Origin of the sequence: Bacteroides sp. HPS0048 (genome assembly GCF_964240755.1) — a bacterium.
GTDB lineage: Bacteria > Bacteroidota > Bacteroidia > Bacteroidales > Bacteroidaceae > Bacteroides > Bacteroides nordii.
On sequence record NZ_CAXSVC010000012.1, the window covers coordinates 96,332 to 111,085 of the forward strand.

Here is a 14,754-nt window from a genome sequence, read left to right on the forward strand (position 1 = left end):
GTATGAGTATTATTGTTTACCTTTTAATAACTATGGCTTTCTCAGCCTTCTTTTCGGGTATGGAGATTGCGTTCGTCTCTGTTGACAAGCTACGTTTTGAGCTTGAGCGAAAAGGGGGATTGTCGTCAAGAATATTGTCCGTATTCTTCAAAAATCCCAATAATTTTATTTCTACGATGTTGGTTGGCAACAACGTAGCATTGGTTATTTATGGTATTCTGATGGCACAGATTATTGGAGATAATTTGTTGTCCGGGTTTATCACTAACCACTTTTTGATGGTATTGGTGCAAACCATCATTTCAACATTAATTATTTTGGTGACAGGTGAGTTCCTGCCAAAGACATTATTTAAAATCAATCCTAACCTGGTATTGAATGTATGTGCCGTTCCTTTGTTTATCTGTTATATTATTCTTTATCCCATATCGAAACTTTCTTCCGGACTTTCCTATATGTTTCTGCGCCTTTTTGGAATGAAGATAAATAAGGAGGCATCAGCAAAGGCATTTGGTAAAGTTGATCTGGATTATTTTGTACAATCCGGTATTGATAACGCAGATAATAGTGACGAGCTGGATACCGAAGTGAAGATATTTCAGAATGCGCTTGATTTCTCAACTATAAAAATCCGGGATTGTATTGTGCCACGTACAGAGGTAGTGGCTGTTGATTTATCTACTTCACTTGAAGATTTAAAAAGTCGTTTTGTAGAATCCGGAATTTCAAAAATTATTGTTTACGACGGAAATATTGATAACGTAGTAGGGTATATCCATTCTTCAGAGATGTTTCGTAATCCTAAAGATTGGAGGGACAATGTAAAAGAGGTGCCTATTGTGCCTGAGACGATGGCTGCTCACAAATTAATGAAACTTTTTATGCAGCAAAAGAAAACGATTGCTGTGGTAGTGGATGAGTTTGGAGGTACTGCCGGAATTGTTTCTTTGGAAGATCTGGTAGAGGAAATTTTTGGTGACATAGAAGATGAACATGATAATACATCGTATATCTGTAAGCAGATAGGAGAGGGGGAATATGTACTTTCCGGTCGTCTGGAAATTGAAAAAGTAAATGAAACTTTTGATCTTGATTTGCCGGAAGCGGATGACTATCTGACTATTGGCGGATTGATTCTGAGCCAGTATCAAAGCTTCCCGAAACTGCATGAAATAATTTCCGTAGGGTGTTATCAGTTTAAAATTATTAAGGTAACACCGACTAAAATTGAGCTTGTGCGGCTGAAAGTGATGGAATAATGGTATAGACCTCCATTTTTTTTGCTAATAAATAGATGTATATTAGCATTTTTTGTATCTTCGTGCGCTAAAACAACTGAGACGAAAATAATAATAAACAAATAAACTGTATTAATTAAAATGGCAACATTACAAAACATTAGATCGAAAGGACCTTTATTGGTGATCGTTATTGGCTTGGCGTTGTTTGCTTTCATTGCGGGAGACGCATGGAAAGTCCTTCAGCCGCACCAATCACATGACGTAGGAGAGGTGAACGGGGACGCACTTTCCGCTCAGGACTATCAGGCATTGGTAGAAGAATATACTGACGTAATCAAGTTCTCCAGCGGAACGAATTCGTTGAATGATGAGCAAACCAATCAGGTGAAAGATGAAGTATGGCGTACATACGTAAATAATAAACTTCTTGAAAAAGAAGCCAAAAAATTAGGTCTTACGGTTTCAAAAGCTGAAATCCAGGCAATTATTGATGCAGGTGTTCATCCGCTGTTACAGCAGACCCCGTTCCGTAATCCGCAAACTGGTGCTTTTGATAAAGATATGTTGAAAAAGTTCCTGGTAGATTATTCTAAGATGAATCTGTCTCAAATGCCGGCACAGTACGCTGAATATTATAACTCAATGTATAAGTTTTGGTCATTTGTAGAAAAAAGTTTGATACAGAATCGTCTTGCTGAGAAATATCAGGCATTGATTTCAAAATCACTCTTCTCTAATCCGATAGAAGCGCAGGATGCTTTTGACGCAAGAGTAAATCAGATGGATTTGTTGCTTGCTGCTGTTCCTTATTCTTCTATTGTTGATTCTACAATAACAGTGAAAGAGTCTGAGTTGAAAGATCTGTATAATAAGAAGAAAGAACAGTTCAAACAGTACGTAGAAACCCGTGACATTAAGTACATCGATGTACAGGTAACTGCAAGTCCTGAAGACAGAGCTGCTATCGAAAAAGAAGTAAGTGAATATACTCAGCAATTAGCAAATACAGAAAGTGAATATACTACTTTTATTCGTTCGACAGGTTCGGAAAAACCTTATGTTGATTTGTATTATAATAAAACAGCTTTTCCGAGAGATGTAGTAGCACGTATGGATTCTGCTGCTTTGAATAAAGTATATGGTCCTTATTATAATGGTAGTGATAACACAATTAACTCTTTCAAAGTTATCGCTAAAACAGCTGCTGCTGACTCTATAGAGTTCCGGCAGATTCAGGTTGTAGCTGAAGATGCTGCAAAAACAAAAACATTGGCTGATAGTATCTATAATGCAATAAAAGGTGGTGCAAGCTTTGTTGATTTAGCAAAGAAATATGGCCAGACCGGAGAAGCAAACTGGATTTCATCTGCTAATTATGAAAATGCACAGATTGATGGTGATAATTTGAAATTTATTTCAACTGTTAATAATTTGGGTGTAAACGAATTGTCTAATCTCTCTTTGGGACAGGCTAATGTTATCCTTCAGGTTACTAACAAGAAAGCCGTTAAGGATAAATATAAAGTGGCTGTTATCAAACGTACAGTGGACTTTAGCAAAGAAACTTATAGTAGAGCTTATAATGATTTCAGCCAGTTTATTGCTGCTAATCCTTCTTTGGATAAAGTAGTGGCTAATGCTGAAGAAGCTGGTTATAGATTGCTCGAAAGAAATGATTTGTACAGCTCTGAACATGGAATTGGTGGAGTTAAAGGTACAAAAGAAGCTTTGAAATGGGCTTTTGCTGCTAAGCCGGGTGAAGTTTCCGGTTTGTATGAATGTGGTGAGAGCGACAGAATGTTGGTGGTTGCACTGGCTGGTATCACTCCTGAAGGTTACCGTTCTTTGAAGCAGGTACAGGATCAGTTGAGAGCTGAAATAATAAAGGATAAGAAAGCCGAAAAGATCATGAATGATATGAAGGCTGTTAATGCTACTTCTTTTGATCAGTATAAGTCAATGGCTAACGCTGTGAGCGACTCTGTAAAACATGTAACTTTTGCAGCTCCTGCTTATATACCGGCTTTGCGTAGTAGCGAACCTTTGGTAGGTGCCTATGCTTCGGTTGCTGAGTTGAATAAGTTGAGTGCTCCGATTAAAGGTAATGCAGGCGTATTTGTATTGCAGATGTATGCTAAGGACAAGTTGAATGAAACATTTGATGTAAAAGCTGAAGAAGCTACATTGGAAAATATGCATGCACGCCTGGCAGGACGTTTGATGAACGATCTTTATCTGAAGGCTGAAGTGAAAGATACACGTTATCTGTTCTTCTAAGAAGGACTAACTCATATATGAAAAGGCTGTTCCCGCATAGGGAGCGGCCTTTTTACGTTAACTTTTGGTGGTAGTCTGCTCTGAAATCAACTTTAATTCCTTACATTTGCATAAATAAACATTGAATTGTACAGAATATGTCCAAATATCCTCTTTTAGGAATGACTCTTGATGAGTTGCAGTCGGTGGTGAGAGGCCTGGGAATGCCGAAGTTTGCTGCTAAGCAGATTGCATCGTGGCTTTATGATAAAAAGGTAAACTCTATTGATGAGATGACAAATCTGTCATTAAAACACCGCGAAGCACTTGGGGCAGAATATGAAGTAGGAGGAATACCGCCAGTTGAGGCAATGCATTCGGTAGATGGAACTATTAAGTATCTTTTTCAGGTAGGTGAGAAGAACTTTATAGAGGCAGTCTATATTCCCGATGACGATCGTGCAACACTTTGTGTTTCTTCTCAGGTGGGGTGTAAGATGAATTGTAAGTTTTGTATGACTGGCAAGCAAGGATTTACTACCAATCTGACTGCTAATCAGATACTAAATCAGATCAGTTCATTGCCCGAGCGGGATAAACTGACTAATGTCGTGTTGATGGGAATGGGAGAGCCTTTGGATAATCTGGATGAGGTGTTAAAGGTGTTGGAGGTATTAACTGCACCTTATGGTTACGGTTGGAGTCCTAAACGAATAACACTTTCTTCTATTGGTTTGCGCAAGGGCTTGCAGCGTTTCATCGAAGAGAGCGATTGTCATTTAGCTATTAGTTTACACTCTCCGGTGCCCTCACAGCGTTTGGACTTAATGCCTGCAGAGCGTGCTTTTTCTATTACTGAAATTGTAGATTTGTTAAAGAACTATGATTTTAGTAAACAACGCAGACTTTCATTTGAATATATTGTTTTTAAAGGCGTCAATGATTCGTTGATATATGCCAAAGAGCTTGTGAAATTGCTCCGTGGAGTAGATTGCAGAATAAACCTGATTCGTTTTCATGCTATTCCGGGAGTAGATCTGGAAGGAACGGATATGGAGGCGATGGTAACATTCCGTGATTATCTGACTTCACATGGTGTTTTCTCTACGATTCGTGCTTCGCGCGGTGAAGACATTTTTGCAGCTTGTGGTATGTTGTCTACAGCAAAGCGGGAGGGTAATAACAAGAATTAATATAAATTATTAACTTATCCGATGAAAATATACGAACTTATCGTAGTTTTGTAAAAACATTAAAAATGATCAATATGAAGAAGTATCTGTTTTTTATCAGTATGGCTCTTGTGGCATTGACTTTTTCTTCTTGTAACGGCAAGAAGGGTGTGTTTACTCCGACCTCCAGTGGTCGTGCGTATGAGATTCTTGTAGTAGTAGATCATGCCTTGTGGGAGCGTCCTGCGGGAAGAGCCTTGTTTGATGTGCTTGATACGGATGTCCCGGGCTTGCCGCAGTCTGAACGTTCATTCAGGATTATGTATACTTCTCCGAGAGACTATGATTCTACATTAAAATTAATACGCAACATTATTATAGTGGATGTGCGTGATATATATACCAAACCGGCATTTAAGTATGCAAAAGATGTATATGCTGCTCCTCAGCTTATTCTGACTATTCAGGCTCCCAATGAGCAGGAGTTTGAAAAGTTTGTAGAGGAAAACAAACAACAGATTATCGACTTCTTCACACGTGCTGAGATGAATCGTCAGATCTCCCAGCTTCATAATAAACACAATGATTACATCTCTACCAAGGTAGGCAGTAAATTTGATTGTGATATATGGCTTCCTTCTGAATTATCTTCTTCTAAAGAAGGTGAAGATTTTTTCTGGGCATCTACTAATACGGCTACCGGAGATCAGAACTTTGTGATCTATTCTTACCCTTATACTGATAAGGATACGTTTACTAAAGAATATTTTATCCATAAGCGTGACTCTGTGATGAAAGCTAATATTCCGGGAGCTAAAGAAGGCATGTATATGTCTACAGATTCTATAACAGTGGATGTCCGTCCTATCGATGTGCATGGAGATTACACCATGGAAGCCCGTGGACTTTGGCGTATGAAGGGCGACTTTATGGGTGGTCCGTTTGTGTCTCATACCCGTTTGGACAAAACTAATCAGCGCATTGTAACAGCAGAAGTATTTGTATATTCACCTAATAAATTAAAACGTAATCTGGTACGTATGCTTGAAGCATCATTGTATACATTGAAACTTCCTACAGAAAAGACCCAGGGAGAGATTCCGCTGGGTGTGGCCAGAGAAGAACAAACTAATAAATAACGACACATGGAAGATAGTAAAATAAGGGTTGGTATTACGCAAGGAGATATCAATGGCGTAGGCTATGAAGTGATATTGAAAACTTTTGCCGATCCTGTTATGCTGGAGTTGTGTACTCCGATTATTTACGGTTCCCCTAAGGTGGCAGCTTATCATCGTAAATCATTGGATTTACCTACTAACTTTAGTATTGTTAATTCTGCTTCTGAGGCAGTTTTCAATCGTTTGAGTGTAGTAAACTGTACGGATGACGAAGTGAAAGTGGAATTCTCTAAACCGGATCCGGAAGCAGGAAAAGCTGCACTTGGTGCTTTAGAGAAGGCTATTGAAGAGTTTAGAGAAGGATTAATTGACGTCATCGTGACGGCTCCGATCAATAAACATACCATTCAGTCGGAAGGATTTTCATTTCCCGGACATACCGAATATATTGAGGAGAGATTGGGTGATGGAAGTAAATCACTAATGATTCTGATGAAGGATGACTTTCGGGTTGCACTGGTAACAGGGCATATTCCCGTACGTGATATTGCTTCAACCATTACTAAAGAACTTATTCAGGAGAAAATAGCTATTTTTAATCGTTCCCTGAAACAGGATTTTGGTATTGGCGCACCGCGTATTGCTGTGTTGGCTCTGAATCCTCATGCAGGAGACGAGGGATTACTTGGTACCGAAGAGCAAGAGATCATTATCCCGGCAATTCAGGAAATGGCTGCTAAAGGAATACTTTGCTACGGTCCTTATCCGGCTGACGGATTTATGGGTTCGGGTAACTTTACTCATTTTGATGGTGTGCTGGCTATGTATCATGACCAGGGATTGGCACCATTCAAGGCCTTGGCTATGGATGAAGGAGTGAACTATACGGCCGGACTTCAGGTAGTACGTACTTCGCCGGCTCATGGAACAGCATATGATATTGCCGGAAAAGGGCTGGCTTGTGAAGATTCTTTCCGTCAGGCTATCTATGTGGCAATAGATGTGTTCCGCAATCGCCTGCGTGATAAAGAAGCTCATGCCAATCCGTTGAGAAAACAATATTACGAGAAACGTGACGACAGTGATAAGTTGAAGCTTGACACTGTGGATGATGATGTATAAACAAAAACACAAGAAGGAATTTATAGTGCAATTATGACGAAAGCGGAAATTCAACAAGTAAAACTTAGGTTCGGTATTATTGGTAATACAGAGGCTTTGTCGCGCGCCATTGATGTTGCCATCCAAGTTGCACCCACTGACTTATCCGTATTGATAACCGGAGAAAGTGGTGTGGGAAAGGAGAGCTTTCCGCAGATTATTCATCAGTATAGCCGTCGCAAACATGGGCAATACATTGCAGTAAACTGTGGTGCTATCCCTGAGGGCACAATTGATTCTGAATTGTTCGGGCATGAAAAAGGAGCTTTTACGGGAGCTATTGGCGAACGAAAGGGATACTTTGGCGAAGCTGATGGTGGAACAATATTTCTGGATGAAGTAGGGGAGTTGCCTTTACCCACTCAAGCTCGTTTGCTTCGGGTGCTTGAGAGTGGGGAGTTTATCAAGGTGGGTTCATCAAAAGTACAGAAGACGGATGTACGTATTGTTGCTGCTACTAATGTCAATCTGACACAAGCTATTGCAGACGGACGTTTTCGCGAAGATCTGTACTATCGTCTCAATACGGTTCCTATTCAGATACCTCCTTTGCGTGAACGTGGTGAAGATGTGTTGTTATTATTCCGTAAGTTTGCCAGTGACTTTGCCGAGAAGTATCGTATGCCTGCTATTCAGCTGACAGAAGATGCCAAACAGGTGTTACTTGCCTATCCATGGCCGGGAAATGTGCGCCAGCTGAAGAATATAACAGAACAGATTTCGATTATAGAAACCAATCGTGAGATTAATGCAGCTATTTTGCAAACATATCTCCCGGCTCAAAACACGCAACGTCTGCCGGCTTTGTTCGGTATAAAGGATAATAAGGGGTTTGAGAGTGAACGTGAGATTCTTTATTCAGTTTTGTTTGATATGAGACAGGAAGTATCTGAATTGAAGAAGATGGTTCATAATTTGATGGCAGAGAAAGGAAGTGTGCCCATTGTGACACCTACACCACCTTCCACAATGCCTACAATCATTCATACGGTGAAGGCTCCCTGTCCGGTAGATGATGATATACAAGACACGGAAGAGTATGTGGAAGAGTCTCTTTCTTTGGATGAAGTGGAGAAAGAAATGATACGTAAAGCCCTCGAAAAACATCATGGGAAGAGGAAAAGTGCAGCTCAGGATTTGAATATTTCGGAACGCACCCTCTACAGAAAAATAAAAGAATATGGATTGGAATAAAAAAATACCACAATGGATGTTATTACTGGCTTTGCCGGTAATACTTCTGGCGTGTACAGTCTCTTATAAGTTTAATGGGGCGTCTATTAATTATGATAAAGTAAAGACAATCTCAATTGCTGATTTTCCTATAAAATCTGCTTATGTTTATCAGCCTTTGGCAAATAAGTTTAATGACGATTTAAAAGATATTTTTACTCGTCAGACTCGTTTGCAATTGGTGAGAAATGCCAATGCTGATTTGCAGATTGAAGGAGAAATAACAGGTATAAATGTGTATAATGAAGCTGTTTCGGCTGATGGGTTCTCTTCAAAAGCAAAAGTAACTGTTACAGTTAATGTGCGTTTTGTAAATAATACCAATCATGCAGAAGATTTCGAACAGCAATTTTCGGCTTTCCGTTCCGACCTCGATCCGAATTCATTATTGCCTAATATACCGGATGCAACGATTGCTGAAATAACGAAAGAGATAACTGATCAGATATTTAATGCGACAGTGGCAAATTGGTAATTTGAATGACTTCTGCTAACCTTCAACAATGGATTCAGCACCCCGAGATGCTGAATAAGGATACGTTGTATGAGCTTCGGACGATGCTTACACGCTATCCTTATTTTCAAACGCTGCGGTTACTATATTTAAAGAATTTGTATTTATTACACGACATTACATTCGGGGCCGAATTACGTAAAGCAACTCTTTATGTGGCCGACCGACGCTCACTTTTCTACCTCATAGAAGGAGATAAGTATATATTGCAATCCCGTAAAAAGAAAACAACCTCTGTAGATGAATTACCGGAAATAGAGCCGAATCTTGATCGTACTTTAGCGTTGATTGATGCTTTTTTGTCTACTATACCGGAAGAAGTTACTTCTCAGACCAGCCTGGATTATACGACGGACTATACAGCTTATTTACTACAGGATGATGGTGTTTCTACTGATGATGAAACCGAAGCACCCAAACTTCGTGGTTTTGAACTGATTGATGGGTTTATTGAAAAAAGTGAGAGTGAACCGGCTCTTAAGTTACAACCTTTGCCAGATGGAAATTTATCAGGAGAAGAATCTCCGGAACAATCTTCTTCTGAAGAATTGAGTACCGAAGAAGGAGAGGATGATGATAGCTGTTTCACAGAAACATTGGCTAAAATCTATGTTAAACAGCAAAGATATTCCAAAGCTCTTGAAATTATTAAAAAATTAAGTTTGAAATATCCAAAAAAAAATGCTTACTTTGCAGATCAAATAAGATTTTTAGAAAAACTGATTATTAACGCTAAATCAAAATAACAAAAAATGTACTTATTATTCGTAATCTTAATGGTCATTGCAGCCATATTGATGTGCTTTATTGTACTGATTCAAAATTCTAAAGGTGGTGGTCTTGCATCCGGCTTCTCATCATCCAATGCAATAATGGGCGTTCGCAAAACTACAGATTTTTTGGAAAAAGCTACTTGGGGATTGGCAGCATTCATGGTTATAATGAGTATTGCTACAGCTTATGTTGTCCCTACCAATGCATCCAGAGGACAGGATGTAATTTTGGAACAAGCTCAGCAAGAAGAAAAAACAAATCCGTATAACCTGCCTTCGGGTACAGCTGCACCTGCTACTGAAGCACCTGCTGCAGAAACACCGACTGCACCTGCAACAGAAACTCCTGTGGCAGAATAATTACAGATGGAAAGTTAAAGAAAAGAGAAGAGGCTATAAATCCAGGGGATTTGTAGCCTTTTTTTATTAATAAGATAGAACTATGACGGAACAATTAAAAAAGAAATTGAATGACTCTGTGGTTACCCGTTGGGGAGCATTAGCCATTGTTGCCTTTACTATGATGGCAGCCTATTATGTGAATGATGTAATGGCGCCATTGAAAAACATGTTGGAATCTGATTTGGCATGGACCAGTACGGAGTTTGGCTTTTTCACGGGAGCATACAGCTTCCTGAATGTGTTTTTACTGATGCTGATTTGGGGAGGTTTGATTCTGGATCGCTTTGGTATTCGTTTCACCGGAAAGTTGGCAGCTATCTTGATGGTAGTAGGTACGGGATTGGAATACTATGCAATTACAGTTTTGGCTGGAAATGAATCGCTTATATTTGGATATAAAACCGGGGTATTTGTTGCTTCTGCCGGTTACTCTATTTTTGGAGTGGGAGCTGAAGTAGCCGGTATTACTGTTTCTAAAATTATAGCTAAATGGTTTCGTGGGAAAGAGATGGCCACTGCTATGGGGGTACAGGTTGCTTTGGCACGTATCGGTTCCCAGGCTGCTTATTCTGTAGCCATACCTTTGGCACGTAATTTTAGTATTGATACTCCTCTGTTAATTGGTTTTGTATTACTTGTAGGAGGGTTAATAGCCTTTTTTGCCTTCTCTGTGATGGATAAAAAGCTGGATAAGCAGGTAGAGGCTTCTGCTGAAGATGGAGGTGAAGATAAATTCTCTTTTAAAGATGTAAAACACATTCTTACTAATCCGGGATTTTGGCTGATTGCATTGTTGTGCGTGCTGTTCTATTCCTGCGTTTTTCCATTCCAGAAGTTTGCATCCGAACTGATGGTTGGTAAATATGGAATTGATGAAAACGTGGCTGGTTCTATTGTGGGACTACCTGCTTTGGGAGCATTGATACTGACTCCGGTATTTGGTGGTTTGGTTGATAAACGTGGAAAAGCTGCTTCTATTATGATGTTGGGTGCGGCTATGTTGATTTGTGTGCATTTTATCTATGCAATTCCCAGCATTGATAATTGGCTTATAGCAATTGGTTTGATGATAATTCTGGGTATTGCTTTTTCTCTGGTACCTTCGGCTATGTGGCCTTCGGTGGCGAAGATATTTCCTGTAAATCAGTTAGGAACAGCGTATGCTCTTATTTTCTTTATACAGAATATAGGTCTGTGGGGTATTCCTACTCTTATTGGTTGGGTACTTGATACCTATTGTGTGGTGGGGACGAGTGGAAATGCTAACGAGTATGACTATACAATCCCGATGTGTATTTTTACAGGTTTAGCCATTCTGTCTTTGTTTGTCGCTTTCTTGTTAAAGGTAGTTGATAAAAAGAAGGGATATGGTTTGGAATTACCCAATATAAAGAAATAAATGTATGGCTGCGAAAGAAAAGATCAACTTGTTGGAGGTTATTCCCTTCCGCAGTGCACACATTACAACCAAAAAGGAAAGCGATGGCACTATTGTCATCGCTTTTCCCCGGTTTAAGTATGAATGGATGCAACGTTTTTTACTACCCAAAGGAATGTCCTCTGATATTCATGTACATCTTGAAGAACATGGTACTGCCGTGTGGGAGCAAATAGATGGCAAAAGTACGATACGTGAGATAATAGAAAAACTCGCAGACCACTTCAACCATGAAGAGAACTACGAGTCTCGTATACTTGCTTATTTTTCCCAGTTACAAAAAGATGGATTTGTCAAACTGACAATCAACGAATAAAAATAGCCCATAATATAACGGCACATGCCAATAGAACCCCGATGATAATGAGAGTCCCGAACACAAAGTAACGGTCATCGGCTTCTTTCTTTTCTTTGGATTGCCGGATGATACGTCCCATTTCTTCAGGAGTCGTGTCGGGTAGGGGGTAGGGTGCTTTCGTTTGTAAGCGTTTCATCCTCTCGTTGGTTCGCGCTCTGCGTAAGTTGGCAGAGTCTCTGCCTTCTTTCAATCGACGGATCATGTCGAGCATATGTCCTTCACCACCCATATTATAAGTTATTTAGAGAATGAATAATAGTCGTTTATTTTCCTTCTTCCCTGTCAACTTTAACCAGACCACCTGTAACCGGATTGAATGTTACTTTAATCGTTGAGTTTTTGTTGAATAATGCAGGGGCCAGATATTCTACTGTTCCGAATTGAGTGACAGGCACTTCATCTTCAAATAACACATCTTTTCCTTGAGTCAGTAAAATAGAAGCTTTGCCTGGTACGTTGTAGGCCACACCGTCTACCTTTTTCTTACCGTCGTCCTGTGGAATATTAACTGTCTTCAGATTTTTCAAAGTAATATAAACCGGTTCGCCTGCAAGATCATTGTTGGCTACCACACCCAGTTTCTTTGAGAATCGGAAAGCTACTTCATTATTCATCTCCTTTGCGGGGTTCAGGCGAATCGTGTATATTTTCTCTTCTCTATTGTATGTACCAGAGAACATTTCTGTCATCGCACGTTCCTGCTCTTCCAGATTGTCAAGCATCAGTTTGAGTTGCGCTCCGTCTTTGGGCATGTTGTCTGCTTGTCCGCGTACCAGCGCATTTTTACTTTCACGGATGTTGTAGATTTCTTTTGCCACGAGTTCAGCCATTTTAGCTGTTGAACTCGCCATTAAGATCTCTTCTGTAAGAAAATCTCTTGGATTAACCTTTTTCTGTGCAGGCACAATTGTCTTGGCAGGCAGAGTCTTTTTCCCTTCGATAGGTACATTGATTGATTTGATAATTCCATCCTCTGTCAATTCAATTAACGGAGCTACGGTTTTATCTTTCATCTTTACGAAATATACATTCTCTTTATCGGGTACACCTACCGGTTTTACTTTTACGCTTGTTAATTCCCAATATTCTTTCGGGTCGACAGATATGTTGTTTAGTCGCAGATAGCGATCTGCATATTTGCCAAATTCTCCCGGTGTATATGTTATTTTATTGACTTTGACTTCGATCTCTATCTGTGTTTTGGGGAGTGCATAGGTTACTCCATAATCTTTGCCTCGCATTACACCAGTCACAACATCTGTCTGAGCAGATATCATAGTGGTGGCAGCTAACAGTCCTGTCAATATGATTAGTTTTTTCATTTCTGTCTATTTTTTAACTGGTTTAGAAAACAAAGTTAATGAACTTATTCGGAAATTCATAAGTTCTTAACCTTTATTCGCTTACAAGTCTCCATGCCATAGGCAGATTGTTGACGATATCTCCTGCTGTAAGCCCAATTGTACCTAACTTTTTACGAGCAAAGTCGCCGGCGAGCCCATGAACGAATGTTCCGGTCTTGGCAGCTTCTTCTGCCGTATACCTTTGAGCGAGTAATGCCAGAATAATACCTGTCAGCACATCTCCGCTTCCGGCAGTAGCCATTCCCGGATTACCGGTGGGGTTAAAGAAGCATTTTCCGGTTGGAGTGATGATAGCAGAATAGGCCCCTTTTAATACAATATGTACTTTGGCGGTACGGGCAAGCTCTATTGCTTTGGTCAGGCGTTCATAAGAATCCTGACATTTACCTACCAGGCGTTCCAATTCTTTGGGATGGGGAGTAAGGATTGAACCTTTGGGCAGGTTGGTCAGTGCATGGCGATGATTGGCCAATATATTCAGTGCATCCGCATCTACTACCAGAGGAGTCTGGCAGCCGTTCAATTGTTCCAGCAGTGCAGCTTCTGTTTCTTCGTTTCGTCCCAATCCCGGTCCTACGCCTACTGCCTGATAGTCATCCGTATCTGTTGGTATGGCAAAACAAGTTTCACTGGCGTCTTGTTCTACTATTGCTTCGGGAACTGCTGTCTGCAAAATGTTATTGTTGCAGATAGGAGCATGCACAGTGAGCAAACCTACTCCTGAGCGTAAACATGCACGAGCCGATAGTATTGATGCTCCTGCCATTCCGCGTGAACCGGCTATCAAGAGTGCATGCCCGAAGTTTCCTTTGTGTGAAAATCTCTTCCGGGGTTTGATAATAGTACGTATGTCTTCCACTTCCAACATTTCATAGTTGGTATCTAACTCCTCGATGCCTTCCTGGCTCAGGTTGATGTCGAGCAACTCCCACTCTCCGATGAACTCTGCATTTTCAGCAAAAAGAAAAGCAAGTTTTGGCAGTTGCAGGCTGAAGGTAACATCGGCCCGGATGATGTTGGCCCGGACATTAAATGTATTCTCTTCTCCCATTAGTCCCGAAGGAATATCAATGGATGCTACAGTAGCAGGCGAAGAGTTAATGTATTTGACTACTGCTGCAAACCCTCCGCTAAGAGGCTTGTTCAATCCGGAACCAAATAAACCGTCGATAACCAGATGTTCATCCGTCAGGGTCGGTGGAGCGAATTGTGTACTTACTTCGTGGAAGGTTATTTCGTCCATCATCTCTACCAATTCTTTATTGGCTTGGCAGTCGGGTGAAAGTTCTCCTTTGGTGTTGAAAAGGAAAACTTCTACTTTGTATCCTTTTTCTGCCATCATACGGGCTACGGCAAGAGCGTCTCCTCCATTGTTACCAGGTCCGGCAAATACAGTAACCGGGGTTTCGCTATCCCAACGATTAGTGATAGCTTCTGTTAGTGCATTGGCTGCACGCTCCATCAGTTGGGTTGACTGAATGGGTTCATGCTCAATGGTATAAGCATCCAGCTTCTTGATAGTGTTACTTGGAAATATTTTCATGATTTGTTTCTTTAGTTTTCTGACTCGCAAAGATAGTAATTATTTGTCCGATTAAAACTTGTTTTAATATGAATCCTTTGCTCCTTTCGGCTACTTAAGTAACCGCAAAGATTTCATACAATACTTTTTTATAGTTGTTTCAATGCTTTGAGAAAAAATTCTCAATAGGTTGAAACAA

At 40.3% G+C, this 14,754-nt stretch carries 14 protein-coding genes; 11 read left to right on the top strand and 3 right to left on the bottom strand.

Annotation, left to right across the window (positions count from 1 at the left end):
* The first annotated feature begins 2 nt into the window (after nt 1-2).
* From ACESQI_RS11650 to ACESQI_RS11700, 11 genes are all read left to right on the top strand, one after another.
* On the top strand, nt 3-1,259 hold the full coding sequence (locus tag ACESQI_RS11650; RefSeq protein WP_195450046.1) for a hemolysin family protein: 1,257 nt from the start codon (nt 3-5) through the stop codon (nt 1,257-1,259).
* Between the two features lie 120 nt (nt 1,260-1,379).
* Nucleotides 1,380-3,518, top strand: coding sequence for a peptidylprolyl isomerase (locus ACESQI_RS11655; RefSeq protein ID WP_025867395.1), 2,139 nt, complete (start codon nt 1,380-1,382; stop codon nt 3,516-3,518).
* Nucleotides 3,519-3,655: 137 nt separating this feature from the next.
* Nucleotides 3,656-4,690: a 23S rRNA (adenine(2503)-C(2))-methyltransferase RlmN gene (gene rlmN, locus ACESQI_RS11660; protein WP_234130319.1), complete on the top strand. Its 1,035-nt coding sequence runs from the start codon at nt 3,656-3,658 to the stop codon at nt 4,688-4,690.
* Nucleotides 4,691-4,764: 74 nt separating this feature from the next.
* Nucleotides 4,765-5,808: a DUF4837 family protein gene (locus ACESQI_RS11665; protein ID WP_007484459.1), complete on the top strand. Its 1,044-nt coding sequence runs from the start codon at nt 4,765-4,767 to the stop codon at nt 5,806-5,808.
* Between the two features lie 6 nt (nt 5,809-5,814).
* Entirely contained in the window at nt 5,815-6,912 is a 1,098-nt protein-coding gene (gene pdxA, locus ACESQI_RS11670; RefSeq protein WP_007484460.1) for a 4-hydroxythreonine-4-phosphate dehydrogenase PdxA, read from the top strand.
* A gap of 33 nt (nt 6,913-6,945) precedes the next feature.
* A complete protein-coding gene (locus ACESQI_RS11675) occupies nt 6,946-8,145 on the top strand; it encodes a sigma-54-dependent Fis family transcriptional regulator (RefSeq protein ID WP_002559646.1) in 1,200 nt (399 codons plus the stop codon).
* A complete protein-coding gene (locus ACESQI_RS11680) occupies nt 8,132-8,659 on the top strand; it encodes an LptE family protein (protein WP_025867397.1) in 528 nt (175 codons plus the stop codon). The genes ACESQI_RS11675 and ACESQI_RS11680 overlap by 14 nt, the downstream gene beginning before the upstream one ends.
* Nucleotides 8,660-8,664: 5 nt before the next feature.
* A complete protein-coding gene (locus ACESQI_RS11685; RefSeq protein ID WP_195348436.1) occupies nt 8,665-9,444 on the top strand; it encodes a tetratricopeptide repeat protein in 780 nt (259 codons plus the stop codon).
* Nucleotides 9,445-9,450: 6 nt separating this feature from the next.
* Nucleotides 9,451-9,831, top strand: coding sequence for a preprotein translocase subunit SecG (gene secG / locus ACESQI_RS11690; RefSeq protein ID WP_007484465.1), 381 nt, complete (start codon nt 9,451-9,453; stop codon nt 9,829-9,831).
* Between the two features lie 82 nt (nt 9,832-9,913).
* A complete protein-coding gene (locus tag ACESQI_RS11695; protein ID WP_007484466.1) occupies nt 9,914-11,272 on the top strand; it encodes an MFS transporter in 1,359 nt (452 codons plus the stop codon).
* A 4-nt stretch (nt 11,273-11,276) separates the two neighbouring features.
* Nucleotides 11,277-11,627, top strand: a complete 351-nt coding sequence (locus ACESQI_RS11700; RefSeq protein WP_002559651.1) for a PqqD family protein — start codon at nt 11,277-11,279, stop codon at nt 11,625-11,627.
* On the opposite strand, the gene ACESQI_RS11705 is transcribed toward ACESQI_RS11700, so the two are convergent.
* From ACESQI_RS11705 to ACESQI_RS11715, 3 genes are all read right to left on the bottom strand, one after another.
* Nucleotides 11,617-11,898 carry a hypothetical protein gene (locus ACESQI_RS11705; protein WP_002559652.1) on the bottom strand — a complete coding sequence of 94 codons (282 nt, stop codon included), beginning with the start codon at nt 11,896-11,898 and terminating at the stop codon, nt 11,617-11,619. The genes ACESQI_RS11700 and ACESQI_RS11705 overlap by 11 nt on opposite strands.
* A 34-nt stretch (nt 11,899-11,932) precedes the next feature.
* Nucleotides 11,933-12,991, bottom strand: coding sequence for a DUF4831 family protein (locus ACESQI_RS11710; protein ID WP_025867398.1), 1,059 nt, complete (start codon nt 12,989-12,991; stop codon nt 11,933-11,935).
* 73 nt (nt 12,992-13,064) lie between these two features.
* A complete protein-coding gene (locus ACESQI_RS11715) occupies nt 13,065-14,576 on the bottom strand; it encodes an NAD(P)H-hydrate dehydratase (protein ID WP_373126129.1) in 1,512 nt (503 codons plus the stop codon).
* Nucleotides 14,577-14,754 lie beyond the last annotated feature (178 nt).